The 22866-nt window shown below is 67.3% G+C and carries 23 protein-coding genes; 7 read left to right on the forward strand and 16 right to left on the reverse strand.

Going from position 1 to position 22866, the window contains the following annotated elements; all coding sequences use genetic code 11:
• Window positions 1-218 precede the first annotated feature (218 nt).
• Entirely contained in the window at window positions 219-887 is a 669-nt protein-coding gene (locus tag AACH06_RS21925) for a hypothetical protein (protein ID WP_341427909.1), read from the forward strand.
• A 52-nt stretch (window positions 888-939) separates the two neighbouring features.
• On the opposite strand, the gene AACH06_RS21930 is transcribed toward AACH06_RS21925, so the two are convergent.
• Window positions 940-2097, reverse strand: a complete 1158-nt coding sequence (locus AACH06_RS21930; protein ID WP_341427943.1) for an aminotransferase class III-fold pyridoxal phosphate-dependent enzyme — start codon at window positions 2095-2097, stop codon at window positions 940-942.
• 400 nt (window positions 2098-2497) lie between these two features.
• On the reverse strand, window positions 2498-3661 hold the full coding sequence (locus AACH06_RS21935; protein ID WP_341427910.1) for an MFS transporter: 1164 nt from the start codon (window positions 3659-3661) through the stop codon (window positions 2498-2500).
• Between the two features lie 94 nt (window positions 3662-3755).
• Here AACH06_RS21935 and AACH06_RS21940 point away from each other — a divergent pair, with 94 nt between their 5' ends.
• Entirely contained in the window at window positions 3756-4526 is a 771-nt protein-coding gene (locus AACH06_RS21940; RefSeq protein ID WP_341427911.1) for a DeoR/GlpR family DNA-binding transcription regulator, read from the forward strand.
• A gap of 90 nt (window positions 4527-4616) precedes the next feature.
• On the opposite strand, the gene AACH06_RS21945 is transcribed toward AACH06_RS21940, so the two are convergent.
• Together AACH06_RS21945 and AACH06_RS21950 are read right to left on the reverse strand one after the other, a co-directional pair.
• Window positions 4617-5981, reverse strand: a complete 1365-nt coding sequence (locus AACH06_RS21945) for a neprosin family prolyl endopeptidase (RefSeq protein ID WP_341427912.1) — start codon at window positions 5979-5981, stop codon at window positions 4617-4619.
• Window positions 5982-6268: 287 nt separating this feature from the next.
• Window positions 6269-7999, reverse strand: a complete 1731-nt coding sequence (locus AACH06_RS21950) for a hypothetical protein (protein ID WP_341427913.1) — start codon at window positions 7997-7999, stop codon at window positions 6269-6271.
• A gap of 461 nt (window positions 8000-8460) precedes the next feature.
• Between AACH06_RS21950 and AACH06_RS21955 the strand changes: the two genes are divergently transcribed.
• Both AACH06_RS21955 and AACH06_RS21960 read left to right on the forward strand, forming a co-directional pair.
• Complete coding sequence (locus AACH06_RS21955; protein ID WP_341427914.1) at window positions 8461-8868, forward strand: hypothetical protein; 408 nt, start codon at window positions 8461-8463, stop codon at window positions 8866-8868.
• Between the two features lie 39 nt (window positions 8869-8907).
• Entirely contained in the window at window positions 8908-9123 is a 216-nt protein-coding gene (locus tag AACH06_RS21960; RefSeq protein WP_341427915.1) for a DUF4287 domain-containing protein, read from the forward strand.
• Window positions 9124-9156: 33 nt separating this feature from the next.
• Here the strand turns inward: AACH06_RS21960 and AACH06_RS21965 are convergent, their stop codons facing one another.
• On the reverse strand, window positions 9157-10179 hold the full coding sequence (locus tag AACH06_RS21965) for a GlxA family transcriptional regulator (RefSeq protein ID WP_341427916.1): 1023 nt from the start codon (window positions 10177-10179) through the stop codon (window positions 9157-9159).
• Between the two features lie 96 nt (window positions 10180-10275).
• On the opposite strand from AACH06_RS21965, the gene AACH06_RS21970 reads away from it, so the two are divergent.
• Window positions 10276-11166 (forward strand): alpha/beta fold hydrolase, encoded by an 891-nt coding sequence (locus AACH06_RS21970; protein ID WP_341427917.1) that lies wholly within the window; start codon window positions 10276-10278, stop codon window positions 11164-11166.
• 26 nt (window positions 11167-11192) lie between these two features.
• On the opposite strand, the gene AACH06_RS21975 is transcribed toward AACH06_RS21970, so the two are convergent.
• From AACH06_RS21975 to AACH06_RS21990, 4 genes are all read right to left on the reverse strand, one after another.
• The gene (locus AACH06_RS21975) at window positions 11193-11507 is read right to left on the reverse strand and encodes a DnaJ family domain-containing protein (protein WP_341427918.1); all 315 of its coding nucleotides are present in this window, start codon (window positions 11505-11507) and stop codon (window positions 11193-11195) included.
• A 361-nt stretch (window positions 11508-11868) separates the two neighbouring features.
• A complete protein-coding gene (locus AACH06_RS21980; RefSeq protein WP_341427919.1) occupies window positions 11869-12552 on the reverse strand; it encodes an energy transducer TonB in 684 nt (227 codons plus the stop codon).
• 154 nt (window positions 12553-12706) lie between these two features.
• Window positions 12707-13315, reverse strand: a complete 609-nt coding sequence (gene mobA, locus AACH06_RS21985) for a molybdenum cofactor guanylyltransferase MobA (RefSeq protein WP_341427920.1) — start codon at window positions 13313-13315, stop codon at window positions 12707-12709.
• Window positions 13316-13339: 24 nt separating this feature from the next.
• Window positions 13340-14032 (reverse strand): arylesterase, encoded by a 693-nt coding sequence (locus AACH06_RS21990; RefSeq protein WP_341427921.1) that lies wholly within the window; start codon window positions 14030-14032, stop codon window positions 13340-13342.
• Here AACH06_RS21990 and AACH06_RS21995 point away from each other — a divergent pair.
• Window positions 14031-14705: an ABC transporter ATP-binding protein gene (locus tag AACH06_RS21995; protein ID WP_341427922.1), complete on the forward strand. Its 675-nt coding sequence runs from the start codon at window positions 14031-14033 to the stop codon at window positions 14703-14705. The two genes, AACH06_RS21990 and AACH06_RS21995, sit on opposite strands and share 2 nt — an antisense overlap.
• A 43-nt stretch (window positions 14706-14748) precedes the next feature.
• Here the strand turns inward: AACH06_RS21995 and chrA are convergent, their stop codons facing one another.
• From chrA to solA, 6 genes are all read right to left on the reverse strand, one after another.
• Window positions 14749-16110 (reverse strand): chromate efflux transporter, encoded by a 1362-nt coding sequence (chrA, locus tag AACH06_RS22000; RefSeq protein WP_341427923.1) that lies wholly within the window; start codon window positions 16108-16110, stop codon window positions 14749-14751.
• A gap of 141 nt (window positions 16111-16251) precedes the next feature.
• Window positions 16252-17049 carry a peptidylprolyl isomerase gene (locus AACH06_RS22005; protein ID WP_341427924.1) on the reverse strand — a complete coding sequence of 266 codons (798 nt, stop codon included), beginning with the start codon at window positions 17047-17049 and terminating at the stop codon, window positions 16252-16254.
• Window positions 17050-17195: 146 nt separating this feature from the next.
• Window positions 17196-17477 (reverse strand): BolA family protein, encoded by a 282-nt coding sequence (locus AACH06_RS22010; RefSeq protein ID WP_341427925.1) that lies wholly within the window; start codon window positions 17475-17477, stop codon window positions 17196-17198.
• A complete protein-coding gene (locus AACH06_RS22015) occupies window positions 17474-18133 on the reverse strand; it encodes a septation protein A (RefSeq protein ID WP_341427926.1) in 660 nt (219 codons plus the stop codon). Before AACH06_RS22015 ends, AACH06_RS22010 begins: the two co-directional genes overlap by 4 nt.
• Window positions 18134-18221: 88 nt before the next feature.
• Complete coding sequence (gene msrB, locus AACH06_RS22020; protein ID WP_341427927.1) at window positions 18222-18656, reverse strand: peptide-methionine (R)-S-oxide reductase MsrB; 435 nt, start codon at window positions 18654-18656, stop codon at window positions 18222-18224.
• Between the two features lie 201 nt (window positions 18657-18857).
• Window positions 18858-19985, reverse strand: coding sequence for an N-methyl-L-tryptophan oxidase (solA, locus tag AACH06_RS22025; RefSeq protein WP_341427928.1), 1128 nt, complete (start codon window positions 19983-19985; stop codon window positions 18858-18860).
• Window positions 19986-20302: 317 nt separating this feature from the next.
• Here solA and AACH06_RS22030 point away from each other — a divergent pair, with 317 nt between their 5' ends.
• Window positions 20303-21304, forward strand: coding sequence for a hypothetical protein (locus AACH06_RS22030; protein ID WP_341427929.1), 1002 nt, complete (start codon window positions 20303-20305; stop codon window positions 21302-21304).
• A gap of 43 nt (window positions 21305-21347) precedes the next feature.
• Here AACH06_RS22030 and AACH06_RS22035 read toward each other — a convergent pair whose 3' ends face one another.
• Complete coding sequence (locus AACH06_RS22035) at window positions 21348-22859, reverse strand: DUF6519 domain-containing protein (RefSeq protein WP_341427930.1); 1512 nt, start codon at window positions 22857-22859, stop codon at window positions 21348-21350.
• Window positions 22860-22866: the final 7 nt, after the last annotated feature.

The raw sequence follows: 22866 nt of genomic DNA on the forward strand, positions 1-22866 counted from the left end.
TCGGCGATCGAGCGGCTCGCGTTTGGAGAAGACTGGCGGCACAAGTACAGAAGTACGGCACCAGGGAGGTGTCGACATGGGAATGTCAGGTTCTCGGGCGGCTGATCAGCAGGGCCCGGGGCGCTGGGCGGTATGGCGTCCTGGTGTGGTTGGTCACTCGAGTTCGCGCGGGGCGCAGCCCTGTGCACGTGGGTCGACCAATGCCGGAGCCAGCTTCAATGCACACCGCCCTTTGCGAGGAAATGTTCGCGACGATGGGTTCCATCGGGATCCATGAGCGTCATCTGCAACGCCTGCTCAAGAGCAAGCCGCACCTTCAGTTCGGCCTCAAGTACGCCTTGGGCCAGGCCGAGTTGACCGACACCGAGCGAGAGCCCCCCAGCGTGGTGGAACTGCCAGGCGGTGGACTGGCGTTTCAACAGGCGGTCGATCCGCTGCCCTTCGACGCGAAGGATTGGCAGATCTTCGTCCGCCAGCGCAACACGAAGGCGCCTGAACACATGCGCTGCAACCTGGACGCCGCCAAGTCGAGTGCGCTCGCCGAGGAGGCCTTCAACGAGCCCCTGGAGCCCGACGTGTCGTCGATCTTCCTGGTGGAGACCTCGCAGGCCCGCATCCGCCCCGATCAGGCACATGAGCTGATTGCCAGCGTCGCGCCTGGATCGGCGCGCCGCACCCGACCCGCACTCACCTTCGAAGTACTGCGTTACTTCTGGGACGAGCTGAACAACCTTAACGCGGCCTATGTGGTGATCAACTCAGCGATCAAGGGCGTGGGCTACCCGGTGATCTTCAACTCGCTGTCGAACGGCAAGCGCCTGACCTTCGTGCCCGGCTTGCCGCAGCAGCACGCCGAGTACACGGGCTACTACGCCTGCTGCGCGTGAGCTGACCCGCCACCGCCACGGCGATGGCAGCGACAACAGCCAGGAGCGAGGCTCAGTTCACCCGGCGCAGCATGTCGTCCAGCCACTGCAGCGCGAGCGACAGGTCGGCCTCGCTGGCGTTGAGTGCGGGCATCAGCCGCAAGCGCTCCGGTCTCACGGCGTTGACCAGCAGGCCCTCCCCAGCGCGTTCGCGCAGCGCGTCGGCCACACGCTGTGCGCGGCCCGGCTGCGGCAGCTCGAGCGCCAGCAGAAGGCCCTGGCCGCTGCAGGCCGGGGCGCCTTCGCGCCGGGCCAGGGCATCGAGGCCCTCGCGGAAGCGCGCGGCGCGCTTGCTCATGTCGCTCAGAAAGCCCGGCGCGGTGACGACGTCGAGTACCGCCAGGGCCGCGGCACACACCAACGGGTTGCCGGTGTAGGTGCCACCCTGATCGCCGGGCTCGAAGCAGCACACCTCTTCGCGAGCGAGCAGGGCGGCGATGGGCACGCCGCCGCCGAGCCCTTTTCCGAGCGTCATCACGTCGGGCACGATGCCCGCGCGCTGGTGAGCGAACAGCGGGCCGGTGCGGCCGATGCCCGTCTGCACTTCGTCCACGATGAGCAGCAGGCCCAGTTCACTGCACACCCTGCGCAGTGCGCGCAGAAACTCGGGCTGCGCCTCGATCACCCCCGCTTCGCCTTGGATGGACTCCAGCATCACGCCCACCGTGCCAGGGCCGATGAGCGAGGTCACCGATTCGATGTCGTTCAGCGTCGCCTTCGGGAAGCCCGGCACCTGCGGCGCGAACAGGGTGTCGAACCCGGGCTTGCCGCTGGCGCTCATCGTGGCGAGCGTGCGTCCGTGAAAGGCGTTTCGGAAGGTGATGATCTCGTGCGCACCGCCGCGCTTCTTTCTGCCGAACTTGCGCGCCAGCTTGATGGCACCTTCGTTGGCTTCGGCTCCGCTGCTGGCGAGAAAGCAGCGCCCCAGGCCGCTCAAGGCCGTGAGGCGCTCGGCCAGCGCGATGGCCGGCGCGTTGTGCAGGCCCGGGCCCACATGCAGCAGCCTGCCTGCCTGGGCGGCGATGGCCTGTGCGACGGTCTCGGGGGCATGGCCGAGGGTGTTCACCGCCCAGCCCTGCACCAGATCGAGGTATCGGCGCCCCTGCGAGTCTTGCAGCCAACTGCCGCGCCCTTCGGTGAAGACGACGGACGGGCGTTGCGTGAAGCTCATCAAGGCCTGAACCGGGTAGTCGTCGAAAGCCCTGCCGGGGGATCCGGCGGCGGTGATGGGGGCGGCGGGGGGCGGCTCGGTGGTCGTCAGCACGATGGAAGTCCTTGGGTGGGTGGGGTGGCAAGGGCCACCAGACTCCATCGCGACGGTTGCTGCCCTGGTGGGCCCCGGCGTTGCAGGGCGCCGGGGGCCAGAAAAGACAAAGGCCACGAGGGGTCTCGTGGCCTGTGGGGTGAACGCCGGATTGCGGTGAGGCGACGTTCAGGCTGGACGAGTCCGCTCGACGATCAGTCGTCGGGCGTTTCGTCGCAGCGAGAGCGGGCTGTGCAGGCGGGTGTTCACGAGTCGCAGCATAACAGCGTCGGACAGCGGCCGCGCCGGCCCGCAGGTGGTGTGGTGGTCATGCCGCCGAGGGCGATGGTTCGTCCAGGTGGTGGGACAGCAGCGCGATTCCCGCGGCCAGCACGGCGAGCAGCAGCAGCGCGCCACGCAGGCTGATCAGATGGGCCAACCAGCCGATCACCGGTGGGCCCATCAGAAAGCCACCGTAACCCAGTGTGGCCATGGCCGCGATGCCTTGGCCTGCGCTGTGGCGCGAGCGCCGAGCCGCGGCCCCAAAGACCAGTGGCGCGACCACGGCCACGCCCAGCCCCACCAGCACGAAGGCCACCATGGTCGTCGCGGCGTGCTGGGTCGCGATCGCGACGGCGAGCATCACCGCGGCGGCGGCGTTGCCCACCCGCAGCAGGCTGGCCGCCCGCCAACGGGCCACGATCTGGTCTCCGGCCAGACGCAGGCCCATCATCGCGAACGAGAAGGCGGCGTATCCCAGCGCCGCCTTGCCGGCGGTGGTGCCGAGGGTGTCTTTCAGGTAGACAGCGCTCCAGTCGGCCATGGCGCCTTCGATGAGGAAGGCGCAGCACACGATGCCGCCCAGGCCCAGCATGGCCGGTTCGGGCCAGGCGAACCGGGGGCTCGATTCCGGGGGCTTGGCGGGCAGATCGGGCAGCCATCGGCGAGCGACCAGCAGGGCCGTTGCCATGCACGCCGCCGCGCCGATGAGATGCGCCGAGGCGGGCACATCGCGTTGGGCCATCAAGCCGCCGATGCTGGCACCGCACAGGCCCCCGGCGCTCCACATGCCGTGCAGGCGCGACATGATCGACTTCTGCTGGCGTGCTTCGACCTCGACGGCCAGCGCATTCATGGCCACGTCCATCGAGCCGTTGGCTGCGCCCATCAGGAACAAGGTCAGCGCCAGGATGGGCAGCGAACCCACCATCACCGGCTGTGGCAGCGCGTAGCAATAGAGAAACCCGACGGCCAGCGTGAGCCCCCGTGCGCTCAAGTAGCCGAGGCCACGCCCCGTCAACTGGAACGCCAGCAAGGCGCCCACGCCCATGGCCAGCAAGGCCATGCCCAACTGGCTCTCGCTGAGTTGAAGGCTGTCGCGCACGGCGGGGATGCGCGACACCCAACTGGCGAAACCGAAGCCATTGACGAAGAAGACGACGGCGGTGGCCACATGCTCGGCACGCGGTGCGGCGGGGGAGGGGGCGGTCAATTCGTGCTCCGTGCTCATCAATGATCGAGCAAATTCGTTCAAGATCGAGCACATTAGAGCATGTGAGTCATGGCGCGCCAACTACAATGCCCGAATGACCCGCCCGACAAAGTTGCCTCCCCGGTTCAGCGAAGAGCGCCACGCGCGGATCCTGAAGCAGTTGCAGGAAAAAGGGCGCGTGGAAGTGCTCGGTCTTGCTCGAATGTTGGGTGTGTCCGAGCACACCATCCGCCGGGATTTGCTCGATTTGCAGGCCCAGGGCGCGCTGCACAAGACGCACGGCGGTGCCGTGTCGCTCGACACCGCCCGGCTCAGCTTCGCCGAGCGCTCGGGGGTGCTCGCAGAAGCCAAGCGGGCCATCGGCCGGGTGGGGGCGGCGTTGATCCAGCCGGGGCAGACGGTCATCATCGATGCGGGGTCGACCTCGCTCAGCCTCGCGCAGGCGCTGACGGTGAGGCCGATCACCGTCATCACCAACTCGCTGGACGTGGCGGCGCTGTTCGACAAAGACCCTGGCGTGCAACTGGTACTGACCGGCGGAACCTGGCAGGCCGCCTCGCGGGCACTGTGGGGGCCGGCGGCGCGCGACATGCTGATGCACTGTCGCGCCGATTGGGCGGTGCCCGGTGCCTGTTCGGTGGATCTGGCGATGGGCGTGACGGTGACCGACGAGGCGGATGCCGCCACCAAGCGCGCCATGATCACCGCTGCGGCGCGAACGATGGTGCTGGCCGATCACTCGAAGCAGCACAACGTGTCGCCGTTCGGCGTGGCGCGATGGCCCGAGGTGCACACGCTGGTGAGCGACCGGCCGTGGCCCGAAGTCGAGGCGCTGGGCGTTCGCGTGCTGCTGGCTGACGACTGATCGGGGCGCGCACCCCTGGTCCTGCGCGCTCAGGGGCGTGCGGGTGTGCCGAGGCACACCGGGCCGGGCCTTGGCGCCCGGCCGTGGGCCTCAGCAGCCGGTGCCGTAGCCCTCGCCACCGAAGTAGAAGTAGGTCTTCCACGTGCCGGTGCTGGTCGTCACATCGATGTCGTAGCAGGCCGACTTGGTGCGGGTTTCCGTCAGGCTCGGGGTCGCGTACACGTTGCTGGTGTTCACGTAGCGGATCGTGCGCTGATAGGCCGCGTAGCCGTAGCCTGACGAGGGCTTGTAGCCGCTGCCCATGTCGGTGCGGGTATGGCGGCCGCTCGGCGAGCTGTTGATGATCTCGCCGCCGAAGTCCACCTTCGCGGCCTGGTTGCGGATGCCCGAGGTGTCGTACAGCGTGCGCGGGTAGTAGCCGGCGTAGACACCGTCGACCGCGATCCACCAATGGCCCAGCGTGCCGTCTTTCTGGATGAGGATCTTGCTCGCGTATTGCGTGCCGTTCACCACGCTGTGGTTGGTGTAGTAGCCGCCGATCGCGACGCTGTTGTTCGTCTGCACGAAGTCGTCGCAGGTCAGGTCGTAGCAGCCGGTGTTGGCATAGCCATCTTGCGTCGAGTAGATGAAGAGGTGGGCGTCGGTCTTGTGCGAAGACTGGCGATCGGGGTAGACCTGCCAGCCGGCTTCGATCGTCTCGACCGGGCTGCCGCCAGTGACCCAGATCTGCGACAGCGAGAACTCCGAGTTCAGCTCGGTGTACGCGCGCCAGATGTTCAGCGTCGACTCGGCGCCCCAGTTGGTGACGTAGTCGTAGGCGTGGGCGTATTCGTGCACGCTGGCTTGCGTGCCCCAGCCGTCGCCGCCTTGCGGGCGACCCCGCTTGTGGCGGAAGTGCTCCAGCGATTCGAACGCGGCCAGGCGTTGCAGCGTCAACCGCTTCATCGGGATGGTGCCCTTGGCGCAAGCCTTGGCGTGGCCTTCGGCATCGACCTCGCCGCGCGCGGCAGACAGGAAGATGCCAGGGTCGCGTTGCGGCCGGTCTTGCGGCGCGGCTTCTTGCGCGACCTCGTCGGCGGCAGCCGGTGCCTCCACCGGCAGCAGGCTCGGCTTGCTGACCCAGTTGGCGGCCGTCAAGCCATGGCGGCGTGCGCCGGGCTGCGTCAGCATGTCCACACAGTCGAACACCTCGCCTGGCGACAGCTCGAAGTGGTGGCGCGCGACGACGCCTTCATAGTGCGTGCGCAGGTAGGTCTTCATGCGCTCGAACTGAGCGGCATCGCGCACCCGTGCGCCGGGCCGTCCGATGAATTCGCTGATCTGTTCGCTGTCGAGCTGTGCGAGCGAATCGGCCAGTGACGGAACGGCGGCGTTCGCGGCCAGCGGCAACGCGGCGCCGATCAGCGCGCTCAGCAGGAGGCGCCGCGGCAGCGAGGGGGTGAGAGGGGTGTTCATGCAGGGGCTCCCTGGAGTGGTGTGAGGTGGCGAGCACCGCTGATTCGCGCTCAGCAGCCTCCCTCGTAAATACGCAACGCGGCCGGATTACCGGACACGCGGCGCACCACCCAGATGGGGGATGGCACCACCTTGAATTAGGGCCTGCTCGGACGACGGAACGGATCCTTGCCGTCGTGTGAACAGGCCCTCGGCGCCAGTCACGGGACCGCATTGCGGCCCCTGCATGCGAAGGGTCAACCGCCCCCGGCCGTTGCGCCATGGGCAACGGCCGGGGGCGGCTTGTTTCAGGGGTACGTCGTCACCGTGGAGGGCACGGTGTTCGTGCCCTGCGCCGGCGCGCCGGTCTGGTTGATGACGCGGTCGATCACGCCCACACCACCCAGCGACACCGTCGACAGGCTGTGCAGCCGCACGCCCGCCACGTCAGGCACCTCGAAGCCACGATCGGCATGGATGGTGGGGTTGACGTTGAAGTAGCAGTAGCTGCCCAGGCCCCACGCCTCGTGGCTCGTCACCTTGTCGTTCACCTTGTACGCGGCATAGCCCTTCGCGCCGGTGCGCCACGCGTCTTGCGTCGGCGGGTCGTACGGCATCTCGTTCTGGAAGAAGTAGGTGCGCCCACCGTTGCCGTTCCAACGCACCTGGTACTTCTGGTAGTGCTCGACGAACAAGCCGTAGGCCGTCACGTTCTTGCCATTGACCACCACGCCCGTGGCCGCGGTGTTGACGTCCCAGCCGATGCCGGTGCCGTGGTCGGCGCGCCAGGCCCACACATGGTCGACCAACACGTTGTTGCTGTTGATCTCCAGGCTCGTCACCGCCTTGCCCACGGCAGCGCCGCCAATGCGGAAGAACACATCCTGGATGGAGCTGGGGTTGTCGGCGTGCGCCGTGTCGGCCTTCTTCGGGCCCATCTGCAGCAGCAGCTTCGACTTGACCGGGCCCGCGTCGAACAGCAGGCTGGCGATCTTGACACCGTCCACGTCAGCGACCTTCATCGCCGTCACGCCGTTGTCGGGGATCAGCGTGGCGTAGCCCAGGCCCATCACGATGGTGTTGGCCTTCTTCACCTGCAGCGTCTGATCCAGGTGATAGACGCCCGGGGTGAACAGCAGGTGCTTGCCGTTGCCCAGTTGCGAGTTCAGCTCGGCGGCGGTGACGCCCGGCTTGGCGACGTAGAACTTCGTCAGCGGGATGGACTGGCCCGGGGTCTGCCCGTTGAGCCAGGTGGTGCCCGACGAGTTGGTGCGCAGCGACGGCACGAACACTTCGTACTCACCAGCGCTGTTGAGGTAGAGGTACGGCTTCTCGCGGGTGACCGGGCTCTTGTCGATCGTCGTGTAGACCGGGTTCGGGAAGCTGTTGGCCGGTGCGCCGACCACGCCGGTGAACACCATGTTCCACACGCCGTTGAGCCAACCGCCGATCTGGCTGTCACGGGTGAACCACTGCTGCTGCGAGTACGGCTGCACCTGCGCATCGATCTTCGAGTCGGCGATGTAGCCGCCGCTGGCCCAGCCATAGTTGGTGGGCGCGAGGTTCAGGTTGCCCTTCACCCACACGCGGCGCATCGGCGCCGCTTGGGCCACCGCCCAGCGCGTGCCGCCGTTGATCGGCGTGACACTGACGTTCTCGACCGAACGCCAGAAGTTCTGCGTGGCGTTGCCACCGAACCAGCCGGCGTCGACCGTCACGGCGTCGATGGCCACATCGCCGGGATGCTGGCCCAGGCCCATCACCGAGGTGTAGAAGCCGACGTTCGCGTTGACCAGGTAGTGGCCGGGCTTGAACATCAACGCGTAGCGCTGCGGCCCGAACTGATTGGTCTCCTGCTGGGCGAAGATCTGGTCGAGCTTGGCCTGCACGGTGGCCGCGCTCATCGTGGTGTCGAACACGATCACGTTCGGCCCGAGATCGGCCGCTGAAAACGCCGATGCCGACAAGGCCCACAGGGCCGCGGCCCACATCCATTTCCGGCTGCCGTGGCTGAGCGGCGCCGCTTGAAGTTGGTTCATCTTGACTCCTCGCTGGATGGAGGTCGGCGCAAGTCGGTCGCCGCCTCCTCTTGGGTTGGAAAGGAAGGCTCACGCGGCCCCGCCCTCGCAGAAACCGGCGCCAAAGCATTCTGGGTGAAATCGCTTTCACCTTGTATGGGGGCACTCCGAATTTGGTAACGAGGTATACGCCGGCGCGGCGGGTCGGCGGGGCCAGGCGGCGTGGATCGCCGGGGCGTTTCGTCGCGCGTGGTGGCGGTTCGTCCATCCGACATGTTGGCTCGTCGCGGTGGCGTGGCGGTGGCGGGCCGCCCTCACTAGAGTGAAAAGGTTTTCTGGCGCGCGGGACATCTGTCGTCTGCGCAGCCCATATCGCTGCAGTACTTCAATGAACCAGCCGCCGCCCAGGTGGCCAGACGAACCGCCTGACCCCATTGACTACCTGCCCGACTGCCCGCCCGACCGCCACCCCAACCGCGCACTTGCCTGTCCCCTGGGGGCCTCCCGCCGCTGCACGTCTCGAGCTGCAGATGGAAGGGGCCGACGACGACACGCTGCGCCGCGGTCTGGAGGCGGCCGCAGCCGTGTTGAACGCCCATGGCGTGTCGGCGGCCGATGCCGATCATGGGCGCTGGCGACGCGAGGCCAGCGAGGCGCTGGGGCTGGCCGATGATCGAGCCGTGTTCAGTGTTCGGGATTCGCGTGCCGCGCTCGCCTGGGATGAGGCGGTGCAAGCGGCCCGCATGGCCACTGGCGAGGGCCACGACACGGTGGGCGCTGGCTGGCGCCTGGTGGTGGTTGTGGCCGTGGCGCATCCTCATGACGCCGTGGACGATGGCGTGTCGAAATCGGGCTTGCCCCATCGTCGTGTGGCTGTGCCGGGCCGATGAACAGCGCGGCCCACCCCGTACGCACCAGAGGAGATGCCCATGCCCGCGACCGACAAGCCGAAAGGCCCAGCGTCCTACTTTCCGTCGATCGAAAAGACCTATGGCCAGCCCATCCAGCATTGGCTGGACCTGGTGGCCGGCCTGGAAGGCATGAAGCACATGGAAAAGGTGGCCTGGCTCAAGGCGGAACATGGCCTGGGCCATGGCCATGCGAACGCCATCGTCGCGTACCACCTGGCCCAGGCCGCCCCGTAGAGCGTGGGCGGTGGTGGCCGGGGCCGGCCCCCGTCAAGGCCGGCTGAGGGCCCCTGACGAGGGCGGCGGTTCGCCAAAGGTGCGTCGATACGCCGCCGGGGCAAGGCCGGTCAGATCCCTGAAGGCGCGGTGCAGGCTGGACTCGCTGCTGAAGCCCAGGTCGTCGCAGATCGTTTTCAACGGCGAACGGCTGTGGCGCAGCGCCTCGCCGACCTGGCTCAGCTTGATGCGACGCAGCCAGTCGCCTGCCGACAGGCCGGTAGCGTCTTGCACGCGCCGGCACAGCGTGCGCACCGAGACCTTCATTTGCGCAGCGGCGCAGGGCAGGTCCAGCGCATGGGCGGGGGTTTTCTGCGCGAACCACAACAGCTCGCGCAGCGCTGCGTCGCGCAGCGCCACCGGCTCGACCGCCTCGAAGGCAGGGTGGCGCTGGCGCGGGTGCGGCAGCACCAGCACGTTTTGCACATCGCGCAGCACGGCGAGGCCGAAAAGGCCGCCAAGCCGATCGAGCAACAAGGGCAGGTAGCCGCCCGGGCCGGCGGCCGTGACGATGCGGCCATCGGCCACGGTGGAGGCACTTTGCCACCGCACGGCGGGGTAGCGCTCGGCCAGCCAGGGTTGCAGCCACCAGGTGGCGGTGGCCATCAAGCCATCGAGCAGGCCGCTGGCTGCCACCAACGGCACACCGGCGCAGTAGCTCCACAGCGCTGTACGCCGCGGCAAGCGCCGCAGTGCGTCGATCAGCGCCCGTTGACCCTGCATGGATGCATCGAGCGCATCGGCTGACGTGGCCCAATGACCCGGCAGCAGCAAGGCATCCCAGTGTGTCTCGTTCATCAGCGAGGCCGCCTGGATGGGGGGGCCGTTTTCCACCGCCATCGGGCCCGACTCAGCGGCCACCCAGTCGATGGCCACCCGCTCGTTTCCCGATCGCAGATTGCAGGCCCGCACCATGTCGGCCGCGGCAAACAGGCCGGCCGGCATGCAGCCCGGGTAGAGCACCAGCCCCAGCTTCAGCGTGCGGGGTCTGCGCGCGGCGGCGGCAGTGTTGGGCATGGATGGCAAGAATCAGCAAGAACCAGTCAGTCTCTGCCATTCTCGGCGCCGACACCGATTCGCACAATGGCTTCGCCACCTCCTACAGGGCCCATCATGAACACAGCCACTCTTCCACTGTCTGCCACTGAATCCGGCCCATCGGCGCCCGTCGGCTTGCGCAGCCGGCGCCTGTCGCTCGGCACGTCCAGCGTGCACCTGATCGACGAGGGCGAGGGCGCTCCGGTCTTGTTCCTGCACGGCAACCCGGACTCGTCGGAGCTGTGGGTGCCCATCATCCGCGCGATGGGCGACGGCTGGCGCTGTCTGGCGCCAGACCTGCCGGGTTTTGGTCGATCGACGGCCTCGCCGGGGTTCGACTGCTCGCTCGATGGCATGGCCGCTTTCGTGGACGAGCTGCTGCGCGCCGCAGGCATCGACGAGCCGGTGCATCTGGTGGTGCATGACATCGGCGGGCCCTTCGGCCTGGCCTGGGCGGTGAAGCACCCGCACCAGGTGCGCAGCCTCTTCATCACCAACACCGTGTTCACGGCGGAGTACCGCTGGCACCGTCTCGGACGCCTTTGGCGTATGCCGCTGGTCGGCGAACTCGTGCAGGCACTGACCACGCCGCGCGGCTTCGCCCATGAAATGCGCCGGGGCTCACGCCGGCTGAGCCGCGCCCAGATCGAGAAGACCTATGCCGCCATCGGCCCAGGCACACGGCGGATGATCCTGCGTTGGTATCGGGCCATGGACCCGCGCCATTTCGCCGGCTGGGACGATCAACTGCGCGTGCTGGCGGCACGGGTGCCTTCGCTGGTGATCTGGGGCGAGCACGACCCCTACATCGACCGCCGCTTCGCCGAGCGCTTTGGCGCCCAAGGCATCGAATATGCGCCTGACAGCGGCCACTGGCTGCCGGCCGAAGAGCCCGCCCTGGTGGCCGACCGGCTGCGTCGCTTCTGTGCCGCGGCGCAGTCGGCCGACCCGCTGAGCATGCGTTGACGGACGGAGCTGCCGCCGCCCGGGTATCAGAGCCGGCCGCTGGCGCGCATGCCTTCGAGGCGCAGCGCCAGCATCTGCTCGAGTTCGCTCAAGCGTTGCTGCAATGCCCGGCGAGCGTCGTCTGTCGTGGCAGATTCCAGCTGGGCGCGAAGCTCGGCGCGCTGGTGAAACAGCTGAACCTCAGGCGGTGTAACGCCCGCGTTCTTCAGCACCTTGAACGGCATGCGGAACTCGTCCGGCGTCTCCAGGTAGCCTTCCGACTCTTTCATCGGCTTGCCGAAGCTCTCGGCGCTTTGCAGCTCGCCCGAGCGGTACGACTGCGCCAAGTGATCGGCGATCACCTGGTCTTGGGTGCGGATGGAGGCGTCGCGTTGCTTGCGACGATCCGAGAGGCTGAGAGTCTTTCGCCGATGCCCGTCTTGACCCCCCAAACGCCCCGGCTCTTCGTTGCAAATGCTCGCCATAGCCCGAGCTATGGCTGTGCTTTGCGCCTCGATCCGGGTCGCCTGGGTGCCCCTTTCGGGCACCGCCGAAAAACTCTCAGCCTCTGAGTCAGCGGGGTGGGCCATGGTGCGTTCACTTGCCGATCGACGGCAGCTGTGACCGACGTGGCCTCTGCGCGTCGAGACCCATTGTGGGCCCGCCGCCCAGAGGCTGCAGGCCCGGCTGGGCACACCCCAGCGAAAGACTCGGGCGCTGGTGCTATTCGAGCCGCCAGACGTAGTCGACCTCGAAAGTGCCGCCCACGGCGCGGCCGTTCTCGTCGATGCCGGCGGTGAAGTAGCAACCCGCCAGCTTGCTCTCGGCCACTTTGTCGAGCAGACGGTGTTCGCGGGATACGCCGGCCGACTTCAGGATTTCCGAGCGCACCAGTGCGCCGGCGGCATCGATCGTGAAGCGCAGGCGGGTGGTGCCGGTGGCTTCGGCGCGGCGGGCGGCCGCCGGGTAGTCGTCGCTGGTGGGGGCGCAGCCCTGCACGTTCGCGATGGCCGGCTTGGCCACCATGCGTGCGGGGGGCGTGCCGGCGCCCGAGGCGGCCGATGCCGCGGTGTTGTCCGTCCAGCCGCGTTCGGCGGTCACCGCCTCATGGGTCGCGCTGATCGTGTTCTCCGTCGGCGTGGCGATGGGCGGCACGATGGGAACCTCGACCATGATCCGAGGTTGTACCGGCGTGCTCGGCTGCGGCAGCATCGGGGTGGGCGGTGGTGGCGGGGCCGGCTCGACGGGCACGAAGTCGACGTCGATCGGGGCGGGCGGTGGCGTGTGGTGCCGCTGGCCCAGACCGTGGATCAGCGCCCATCCGAGCAGCACATGAATCGCTGCGACGATGACGAGGCCGGTGTGGCGCCCTGATTGGGGCGTGCGAAGCTGTTCAGCGTAGTTCAATGTAACCCTCCATGCCGGGCTGATTGAGACACCGTACCAACTGCTTTCCGTCTGCCCGGCCGACCCATCCTAAGCGCGAGACCCGCGCCTTGCCAATGGGGTGGGGGAGCCGGGGCGATGGCTAACGCGCCACATGGGCTGCATCTCTCACCAATCAGCCGGCGGAACGCTGAATGCTTTGCAGCTCGGCCAGGGTGTTGACATTGAAAAATGCGTGGTTGTCGTCGAATGGCACTTCGCTGCAATGCTGCTGGCGGGCCCAGCGCTCGATCCGGCGCTCGCCGGCTTCTGTGGCGCGGGTCAGACGATCGAGCAGCGAAGCCCTCAGCAGGCAGAACACCGGTTGCGCCTGCATGCGGCCATCGGCTTCTCGCGTGGCAGCGATGGCGATGTCCGTGCCCTGCTGGTCTATGGCCTGCGCCAGCTGTGCCACCAGGTCCAGCGGGAAGCCAGGGGTGTCGCACGGCACCGTGACCAGCCATGGCGTGGTGCAGTGGCTGAGCCCGGCGAGAAATCCGGCCAGGGGCCCGGGATGATCGGGCAGGGCATCGGGCCAGACCGGCACGCCCATGGCGGCGTAGGCGTCGAGGTGACGGTTGGCATTGATCATCGTGCGGCCCACCTGGGGCTGCAGCCGGTGCAGTGCATGCAGCGCCAGCGGCTGGCCGAGGTGAAGCTGCAGGCCTTTGTCGACCCCGCCCATGCGTGAACCCCGGCCGCCGGCCAGCACGAGGCCGGTGATGTCGTGTGGCGTGGGTGCCATGGCGGGGAAGGCCGCTTCAGCCGCTCAGCGCGTGGCCGCCTGCACCAGGGGCTTCAGCGTGGGCCACACGTTGTCGAGGATCGTCGGGTGCGCCTTGGCCAGCGGGTGGATGCGATCGCTTTGGAACCACTCGTCGGCGTCTGGGCGATCGGCGATGCCCTTGAGCAGAAACGGCACCAGGGCACTGCCTTCGGCCCGAGCGACCTCTTCGAAGCCTTTGGAGAAATCCGCGGTGTACTGGCGGCCGTAGTTGGGTGGCACCTGCATGCCGGCCAGCAGCACCTGGGCCCCGGCGGCGCGCGCGCTGCGCACCATGCTGGCCAGGTTGTCGCGCGTCTGCGCCAGCGGCAAGCCGCGCAAGGCATCGTTGCCCCCGAGCTCGATCACCACCACCTTGGGCGTGTGGGTCTTCAACAGCCCGGGCAGGCGGCTGCACCCACCCGCGGTGGTATCGCCGCTGATGCTGGCGTTGACGACCTCGACGGCGAACTTTTCCCGCGCCAGCCGCTCCGACAGCAACGCGACCCAGCCGGTACCGCGTGCCAACCCATATTCGGCCGACAGGCTGTCGCCGACCACCAGCAGCTTCGGGGCAGGCGCGGCCTGTGCGGGCACCGCCAGCACAGCCAGCACGACCCACAGGCAGACGCTACAGTCGGCGACCAGACGGCGGGCGATGGCTTGCCACGCCTCGACAAAGAATTTCAATCCACGCATGTCCGAACCCATCATCGCCGTCGATCACCTCACCAAGCGGGTGACCGATTCAACCGGCACGTTGACGATTCTCCACGACATCAATTTCACCCTTCGGCCGCAGGAGTCTGCGGCGATCGTGGGGGCTTCTGGCTCGGGCAAGAGCACGCTGCTGGCGCTGATGGCCGGGCTCGACGTGCCCACCGAGGGCCGGGTGGTGATCGAGGGCGAAGATCTCTTCGCGCTCGACGAAGATGCGCGGGCCGCGCTGCGGGCCCGCAAGCTAGGATTCGTGTTCCAGAGCTTCCAGTTGCTGGGCAACCGCACGGCGCTCGAGAACGTGATGTTGCCGCTGGAACTGGCCGGCCGCCGCGATGCGCGGCAGTTGGCCACCGAGATGCTCGGCCGGGTGGGCTTGGGCCAGCGCCTGTCGCATTACCCGAGGGTCTTGTCCGGGGGCGAGCAGCAGCGCGTGGCCCTGGCTCGGGCCTTCGTGGTGCAGCCGCGCCTGTTGCTGGCCGACGAGCCCACCGGCAGCCTCGACTTCGCCACCGGCGAAACGGTGATGGCGTTGATGCTCGAGCTCAACCGCGAAGTCGGGACGACGCTGGTGATGGTGACGCACGACCGGGCGCTCGCGCAGCGTTGCGAGCGCCAGTTGCACATCGAGGCCGGGCGTCTGGTTGACGTCTGATCGACGCCTGATCGGCCCTCGCCACCGGGGGGGCGCCAGGCGTTCAGCCCAGAAGGGGCGGCAGCCATCGGAGGGCCAGGCCCGCCGCAGCGGCACCGAAGACCACCGTCATCACGCCCAGCTTGAAGCGAAACAGGGCGATCGCGGCCGCCAGCCCGATCAGCGCCGAGACCCCGTCGAATCGCCCCGAAGCGCCTTGTGGCCACAGCACGTGCCAGGCAAAGAACACGGCCAGGTTGACGATCACGCCGACCACCGCGGCGGTGATCGCCGTGAGCGGCGCCGTGACTTTCAGGTTGCCATGCGTGGTCTCGATGAAGGGCCCGCCCATCAGGATGAAGCAGAACGATGGCAGGAAGGTGAAGAACGTGACGACGCAGGCTGCCACGGCGCCGGCGGCGGACAGCGCATCTGGCCCGAAGATCGCTTTCGTCCAACCGCCGACGAAGCCGACGAACGACACCACCATGATCAGCGGCCCTGGGGTGGTCTCGCCGAGCGCGAGGCCGTCGATCATCTGCGTGGCGGTCAGCCACTGGTGCTGATCGACGGCGCCTTGGTAGACGTAGGGCAGCACCGCGTAGGCACCACCGAAGGTCAGCAGCGCCGCCTTGGTGAAGAACCAGGCCATCTGCGTCAGCACCGCATCCCAGCCGTAGGCGACGGCCAGTGCGCCGATGGCCGCACCCCACAGCGCGACGAACCAGATCGCCACCTGAGTGAGCCGGCGCCAGCTGAAACGCGCATGCGCGGGCGTCGGCGTGTCATCGTCGATCAGCGCCGGCCCTGACGCGGCCTGGGCGGACCCATGGCCGGCACCGCCCGCGAAGTGTTGTGGCGCGATGCGGCCGCCCAGGTAGCCGACCACGCCGGCGGCGAGCACGATCAGCGGGAAGGGCACCTGCAGCGCAAAGATGGACACAAAGGCTGCCGCGGCAATGGCCCAGAGCCACGCATTCTTCAAGGCGCGCGAGCCCACTCGCCAGGCCGCGTGCACCACCAGCGCCGTGACGGCCGGCTTGATGCCGTAGAACATGCCTGCGATCGCGGGCACCTGGCCGTAGGCGAGGTAGATCCACGACAACGCGATCAGGATGAACAGCGAGGGCAGGACAAACAAGCCCCCGGCCACCAGCCCGCCGGCGGTGCGGTGCAGCAACCAGCCGATGTAGGTGGCCAGCTGTTGCGCCTCCGGGCCGGGCAGCACCATGCAGTAGTTCAGCGCGTGCAGGAAGCGCTTCTCGCTGATCCAGCGGCGGCGCTCGACCAGCTCCTCGTGCATGATGGCAATTTGCCCTGCTGGCCCGCCAAAGCTGATGAAGCCGAGCTTGAGCCAGAAGGCGAACGCCTCGCGCCAAAGGACTTGTGAGGGAGCAGGCGTCTGAGCGGCGTGGTCGGTGGGCATGGTGCGGGCCCCGTGCGTTGCAGTGCGGTGCGTCGAAGTGTTTGACTGGTGGCCGACAAAAAGGCCAACAAAGAGGCCAACAAAGAGGCCAAGAAAAAGGCGCCCCGCGGGGCGCCCTCTTGGCTCAACGAGCGGCTTCGCTTACTGCTGGGCCCACTTGTAGTCGGTCTTGGCGGCCTTCTTCAGGTCGTCCTGGTACTTCTGCAGCTTGGTCTGCTCGACACGCTGCATCAGCTGGGGCTTCACTTCGTCGAAGGCCGGGAAGCTGGCCTCGCGGCTCTCTTCGAGCTTGATGATGTGGTAGCCGAACTGCGTCTTGACCGGGGTCTCGGTGATCTCACCCTTCTTCAGGGCGGTCATCGCGGCGCTGAACTCGGGCACATAGCTGTCGGGCTTGGCGAAGTCGAGGTCGCCGCCGTTCTCGGCCGAGCCGGGGTCCTTCGAGTTCTTCTTGGCCAGCTCTTCAAAGCTGCCGCCAGCCTTGATCTGGGCGATCAGCTTCTTGGCGTCGTCTTCGTTCTCGACCAGGATGTGGCGAGCACGGTATTCGGTGCCCGACTGGGCGGCCTTGACCTTCTCGTACTCGGCCTTGGCTTCTTCCTCGGTGGCCGGGTGCTTCTTCTTGTAGTCTTCGAACAGCTCGCGGATCAGGACCGTCTGGCGCAGCAGTTCCATCTGCTCCTTGTAGGCGGCGCTGGTCAGGATGCCCTTCTTCTCGGCTTCCTGGACGAAGATCTCGCGCATCACGACTTCGTCGCGCGCACGGGCCTGCAGCTCGGGCGTGGCCGGCTGGCCGCCTTTGGTCGCTTGCTTGATCAGCATGTCGACGCGGGCCTTTTGAACGGGCTTGCCATTCACGACGGCCACGTTTTGCGCCTGAACGGCGAGGGGCAGCAGGATGGCAGCGGCGGCCAGGGCGGCGGTGGATTTCAGGTTCATGCGTGTCGCCTTCAAGTGGTGACTCGTGACAGGGTCAAGGTTGTGAGAAAAAGGGGTTTGCTTGTCAGGCATGCCGCGTCAATCGCGACCTGGGGACAACGCGCGACACGGGACTCGCGTCGACTCCAGGCGGTTTGCGCCAGCTACTACTTCAGGGTTTCACCGGGTGCGCGTGCGTCGATCGCCAGCGCGTGAATTCCCTGCGGCATCAAAGTGCTCAAAGCATCATACACGAGGCGATGTCGGGCCAATCGTGTCAAACCCGTGAAGCGGTGACTGACGATTTGCACGGACAGATGGCTGCCTTCGCGCGCGCCAGCGTGACCCGCATGGGCCGCACTGTCGTCGTGCACTTGCAGCTCGATCGGCTCGAGGGTTTCAACCAGCCGTGCCTGCACGGCGGCCGCGGAAACGTCGGTCCGGCTCATGATTCGGAGCGGGGTTTGTCTGACGGGTTGGCAGGCTGGCTTTCATCGGGCAGGTACTTGTTCAAATACAGCCCCTGACCGAGGAAGAAAACGAACATCAGCGCCGTCGTGCCGAAGGCCTTGAAACTCACCCAGGTGCTGGTGGAATAGTGATAGACGACCCACAGGTTCAACACGCCCATGAATCCGAAAAACAGCACCCAGGCGAGATTGAGCCGCCGCCAGACCTGGTCCGGCAATTCGATCTGCTGACCGATCAACGTTTTCAACAAGTTCTTACCAAATACCGCCTGGCTGATCCAGAAAGCCAGCCCCAGCGTCCAATACACGCCGCTGGGTTTCCACTTGATGAAGGTCTCACTGTGGAAATAGATGGTCAGGCCGCCCAAGACCACGACCATCACGAAACTCACCCACAGCATCAGATCAACCTTGCGGCCGCGCAGCTTCAGGATGACGATCTGTGCGATGGTGGCGAGTATCACCACGATGGTCGCCAGCAGTACCGGCGCTTGGTCCTGGCCGACGGTGCCGCCCGCCATCAAGAAACCGAAATGCTCGTTGGCGAACGCAGCAGCGGCCTCGGGGTGGCCCTCGGTGTAGCGAAAGGTCGCGAAGAACAGGACCAGCGGCAGGAAATCGAGCAACAGCTTCATGGACAGGGCAATTCGCCCACCGGCGGCAGGCGCGGGCCGGAGTCTACTCGGCTCAAATCCTGGCCCGGCCTGTGCCCTTTCGACGTCCTTATTTCTGCGCGTCGAAGCTGATCGCGGCCGAATTGATGCAAAAGCGTTCGCCGGTCGGCTCCGGGCCGTCGTCGAACACGTGGCCCAAGTGCGAACCACACCGGGCGCAGCGCACCTCGACGCGCGTCATGCCGTGTGACTGGTCGACCACACGCTCGATGCGACCGTCGTCCACCGCCTGCCAGTAGCTCGGCCAGCCGCAGCCGGCGTCGAACTTGGTGTCGGAGGTGAACAGGGTTTCGCCACAGCCGATGCACTTGTAGACGCCGTTGTCCCAGTGGTCCCAGAAGCGGCCGGTGAAGGCGCGCTCGGTGGCGGCATGGCGGGCGATCTGGTATTCGACCGGGTCCAGCTGCGCGCGCCACTCGGCGTCGGTCTTGCGAACCGGGTAGCGGGAGTCGTCATGCGGATGCGAAGAGGAATCGCGGCTCATCGAACACTGCTCTTTCAACAAGAATGCCCAGCGGGCGGTACGGCGAAAAGCGCCGAAGCTCAGGGCTTGGTCGTTCCAGACGGCCCAGACCTTTCAGCGGCTCGCCGCACCACGGCCCGAACGTCGACGTGAGTGTAGGCAAGCGCCCCGTCCAGACAGGCGGCAAGGTCTTCGCGACGAGCGCTGAGTGCCTGAGAGGCTTCAGCGCCAGCGGAACAGGCCCAGGTCGAATGCCGGCGGCCGACCTTGCACGAGATCGGCCAGCACCTCCCCGATCACCGGCGCGAACTTGAAACCGTGTCCCGAGCACGGGCTGGCCAGCCAGACGGCGGGCTGACCCGGGCAGCGGTCGATCCAGAAATGCTCGTCCGGCGTGTTCGTGTACAGGCAGACAGCCGAATTCAGGTAGCGCCCGTCCGCCGTGGGCACGAAGCGGCGGATCGCGGCCTGGATGTCGTCGATCTCCGCCGCATCGATGTCGCGCCGTACCTGGTCGACTGGGCTCAGCGCACCGCCGTGATGGAACGCGAGCTTCACGCCTGCCCCCATGTTCGGGATGCTGTAGAAGAAACGATGGCCGTCAAACTGCCACAGGTGCACTGGGCAGCGGGCCGGGGTGAAGGCCTCTGGCGATGCCGATGGCTCGAACCAGTGCAGCACCTGGCGCTCGACCTGCAACGGCACCGCCTGCGCCTGAAGCAGCGAGGCTGCCCAGGCGCCCGCGCTGATGATCAGTTGCCGAGCACGGTAGCTGCCGGCCGCCGTCTCGATGTGGATGCCGTCCGCGTGGGCACGCCAGCGCTCGACCGCTTCGCCCAGGTGCAACCGAGCTCCCTGTCTGCGTGCCTGTGAGGCCATGGCCGAGACGGCGACTTCGGGTGACAGCACACCGGCGCGGGGCTCCCACACGGCGACCATGTCCGGCTCGGGTTGCAGCAGTGGAAAGCGTTCGCTCAACTCGCTGGCCGAAAGCACCTGGTGCGGCAGGCCGTGGGTCTCGGCGCTGTGCCGGGCGCCCTGCACGAGCACGCTGTCGGGCCGGCCGATCATCAGGCCACCGGTGGAGTGCAGCAGCGTGTGGCCCGACAAGGCTTCCAACTCATGCCAGAGCTCATACGCCCGCTGCACCATCGGCACATACACCGGATGCTCGAAATACGCCTCGCGGATGATGCGGGAATCGCCATGCGATGAACCCCAGGGGTGGGGCGGCGTGTGCCGATCGAAGCCGATCACCTCCAGGCCGCGTTTGGCCAACTGGTAGGCCGCCGCGCTGCCCATGGCGCCCAGGCCGGCGATGGCCACGTCATGAAGGTGTTCGGTGCTCATGGCGCAAGCCTACCGCGCTCCGTGTCGTTTGGGGCGCTGGCGGGCCCCGTCTGCAAAAGAGATGTCTGCGCCGGCCTGGAGGCGTGTTCCGGCGCTGGAGCGAAGTGCGAAGGCCTGATCACCAGGATGTCGTCGACGCGCTGGATTTTGCGTCTGATTCATTGAGACGAGGATTGACATAACGAATTAGTGTGGCGGCATATGGAGTGCCGCATAGACACCACGATGTCGATCACCGTCTTGGCAATCCTTCGCTGCAGCGCAGGCGCGTCTTCATGGCGCTTTGATGAACCTTCATCCGAACCCAAGGACACACCATGACACACCGCAGAACCTTTCTCGCGGCCGCCGCCGCGGCCGCAGCCCTGGCCGCGCCGCTGGTGAGCGCTCGAACGCCCGGCGCAAGCCGCAGGGCCGTCCCGCAGGGCCAGCCCAACGAGCACTTCGTACCCGGCGGCACTCGCGGCATCCAGCGCGGAATGTTCACGTACACCGCGACGGATCACATCGAGGAATACGACGTGATCCGCCTGCCCGAGGCCGATTGCCTGTACATGATCCCGCTCACCAAACGCGTATTCGATGAATCCAACGGCGCGAAATTCGCCACGAGCGGCGATGGCACGGTGACGATCTTGAAAGACGATCTCTACCACTTGACCACCAACATGGACTGGCCCGCGCAGCCGCGCGGCTCGGGCCAGGACGGCTACGACGTCGACATGCGCAAGCTGATGATCATGCGGGCGCGGGTCGGCGTGAAGCCGCCGCCGTACGTCCAGGGGCAGGTCACCGCCATCAAGGACACGCGCCCATTCGATCGCCTGGCGGCGAACGATCTGCCAGGGTCCAGTGCCCCGAAGTCCTTGCGCTCCAGCTTCGAGTGGGAGCCCGGCGCCGTCCAGCCCGGTTCGATGGTGTACATCGATCTTCAGCTTCCGGCCGGCAGTTTCGTACCCACCGTCGGAGATCTGGTCCGGGTCAGCCACAGCAGCTTGGCCGACGACCTGCTCGGCGCCAAGAACGTCGGTTTGCAGATCTCGGCCCGCATGGTCGGCCCTGGCGTGGCGCGCGTCTTGATCGAGAACCGGTACGGCGAGCGCAAGGTCAACGTTCCGCGCGGCAGCATGAACGTGTTGGTTGAATCGGCAGTGGCCAGCGCAGGCAACAACAACGACGCGTGGTGCTACCTGAACTCTGGGCCAGTGATGTTGCAGGCGGGCGAGAAGATCTTTGTCGCCGCTCGCACCGGCACCCCGGGCGACTTCCTGCAGATCACCGACGGCAGCTTCCTGCGCGTGTCCAACATGGTGGCCTGACGGGGGGCCACCGCGCTGCCCGCCAGGCCGACCTGGTTTCGCTTCACCCGCCGGCCTTGCGCCGCTTCACCGCCTTGGTGCGGTCGATGACCCGGTCAGTTTGCGGCTGTGGCGGCTTGGTGGGCCGGCGCCCCGGCGGTGGTGTTTCGCGCGGTGACGGTGGCGGGGGCGCGATCACGGCGCACTCGGTCTGGCCCAGGCTCATGCAGCGCCGGCAGTTGCTCAGCATCTGCGCGCCGCCGGCGTCGTCGATGGTCAGCACGCCGAGCGGGGCGTAGTGGTGCTTGATGCCTTGCGGGCTCTGCAGACCGTCTTCGGTGCCCTGCGCGGGCCAGAGAATGCCCTGCGTGGCCACCCGGGCCGGAATCAACCAGTATTCGCCGCTGACATAGTGGCCGCCGGCTTCGAACGCCACCTGGATGCCGTCTTCCAGGTCGAGCCAGGTGGCCGAGGCGTCTTTGGATTCGACGATCGGCACGGCGCCGGCATCCAGCCCGACGATGTCGCTGCTGCGTTGGTCCCAGCGGCGCAGCCTGGGGTTGTGCAGCGCTTCCGACCAGGCCATCAGCGTGCCGCCCGGGATGCTGGCGCTGTCCACGACCAGTTGGTCGCCCTCCACCGACGAGAGCCGCACCAACTGGCCAGGTAGCCCAGCCAGCTCAAGCGCATCGTGAGACAGCTCGACCCAGTCGCCCGCGGCGAAGCCGCGGATGCTGGACACGCTGAGCGTGGTCGCATCGCCGCTGCTGCCCACCCCGGTCCAGCGGGTGGCCACGCTGCCGTTCTCGCGTGACCACTTGAAGGTGGCGCCACCGGGCACCCCGGCGGTGCCGCCTCGGTGCACCTCCACCCGGTACAGGTGGTTCTCGGTGCCCCGGTAGGCGGCTTCGGGCGAGACGATGCAGGCGTCGGTGTAGGGCGTGCCCGGGTCGAGCCGCGCATTCATGCGGCCGGTGCCCAGGCCGCTCAGCGATCCCAGCGGCGTGCCGCAGGCGTCGTTGCTTTGCCGCGGGTCACCCCATTGCTTCTCGTCCCACGCCAGGGCCTTGACCTGCCACACCACTTGCGCGCGGGTGCAGGTGTCGGGGCCGCCCAAGGCGGGCTCGCGGATCGAGTCGTCTTCGATCCACGAGACGTGCCGCTCCCACACATCCAGGTACACCCAGAAGAACTGGCCGTACTGCGGCTTCTCCAGCCAATTCAGCAGCGGGTCGCCCGGGTGCTGGTCGTCACCGGGTGGGGGGATGTGGTCGGGCTGGTGGGCGTAGTCGACCCAGGCTTCGTTCTCGCACAGGATGCCCTCCACGTAGTAGTGGCCCGGCGAGATCGACAGCACCCCGGGGCTGCGCGAGGTGTCCAGGCTCAGCGCAAAGCCGCTGTCGGGTGGGCCGCCGCTGCCACCGTACAGGTCGCGCGTCAACGTGCGCAGGTGGTGCAGCAGGATGTGGGTGGCGTCGTTCTGGTCGGCGTCCAGGGTCACGCGCCCTTGTTGGTGCAGCACACGGCTGAAGTGCTTGCTCTTGTCGAAGCCGAAGCGGGTGAAGTCGCCTTTCATGGGGTGC

It is taken from the genome of Ideonella lacteola (genome assembly GCF_038066555.1).
Classification (GTDB): Bacteria; Pseudomonadota; Gammaproteobacteria; order Burkholderiales; family Burkholderiaceae_C; genus Ideonella; species Ideonella lacteola.

Bases quoted from the DNA above. Each gene is read 5' to 3' on its own strand.
- msrB (WP_341427927.1), bottom strand. From the start codon at position 18,656: ATGAGCCGCGATTCCTCTTCGCATCCGCATGACGACTCCCGCTACCCG.
- AACH06_RS22030 (WP_341427929.1), top strand. From the start codon at position 20,303: ATGACACACCGCAGAACCTTTCTCGCGGCCGCCGCCGCGGCCGCAGCC.
- AACH06_RS21990 (WP_341427921.1), bottom strand. From the start codon at position 14,032: ATGCGTGGATTGAAATTCTTTGTCGAGGCGTGGCAAGCCATCGCCCGC.
- AACH06_RS21940 (WP_341427911.1), top strand. From the start codon at position 3,756: ATGACCCGCCCGACAAAGTTGCCTCCCCGGTTCAGCGAAGAGCGCCAC.
- chrA (WP_341427923.1), bottom strand. From the start codon at position 16,110: ATGCCCACCGACCACGCCGCTCAGACGCCTGCTCCCTCACAAGTCCTT.
- AACH06_RS21970 (WP_341427917.1), top strand. From the start codon at position 10,276: ATGAACACAGCCACTCTTCCACTGTCTGCCACTGAATCCGGCCCATCG.
- AACH06_RS22035 (WP_341427930.1), bottom strand. From the start codon at position 22,859: ATGAAAGGCGACTTCACCCGCTTCGGCTTCGACAAGAGCAAGCACTTC.
- AACH06_RS21965 (WP_341427916.1), bottom strand. From the start codon at position 10,179: ATGCCCAACACTGCCGCCGCCGCGCGCAGACCCCGCACGCTGAAGCTG.
- AACH06_RS21925 (WP_341427909.1), top strand. From the start codon at position 219: ATGCACACCGCCCTTTGCGAGGAAATGTTCGCGACGATGGGTTCCATC.
- AACH06_RS21945 (WP_341427912.1), bottom strand. From the start codon at position 5,981: ATGAACACCCCTCTCACCCCCTCGCTGCCGCGGCGCCTCCTGCTGAGC.
- mobA (WP_341427920.1), bottom strand. From the start codon at position 13,315: ATGGCACCCACGCCACACGACATCACCGGCCTCGTGCTGGCCGGCGGC.
- AACH06_RS21995 (WP_341427922.1), top strand. From the start codon at position 14,031: ATGTCCGAACCCATCATCGCCGTCGATCACCTCACCAAGCGGGTGACC.
- AACH06_RS22005 (WP_341427924.1), bottom strand. From the start codon at position 17,049: ATGAACCTGAAATCCACCGCCGCCCTGGCCGCCGCTGCCATCCTGCTG.
- AACH06_RS22015 (WP_341427926.1), bottom strand. From the start codon at position 18,133: ATGAAGCTGTTGCTCGATTTCCTGCCGCTGGTCCTGTTCTTCGCGACC.
- solA (WP_341427928.1), bottom strand. From the start codon at position 19,985: ATGAGCACCGAACACCTTCATGACGTGGCCATCGCCGGCCTGGGCGCC.
- AACH06_RS21930 (WP_341427943.1), bottom strand. From the start codon at position 2,097: ATGAGCTTCACGCAACGCCCGTCCGTCGTCTTCACCGAAGGGCGCGGC.
- AACH06_RS21950 (WP_341427913.1), bottom strand. From the start codon at position 7,999: ATGAACCAACTTCAAGCGGCGCCGCTCAGCCACGGCAGCCGGAAATGG.
- AACH06_RS21960 (WP_341427915.1), top strand. From the start codon at position 8,908: ATGCCCGCGACCGACAAGCCGAAAGGCCCAGCGTCCTACTTTCCGTCG.
- AACH06_RS22010 (WP_341427925.1), bottom strand. From the start codon at position 17,477: ATGAGCCGGACCGACGTTTCCGCGGCCGCCGTGCAGGCACGGCTGGTT.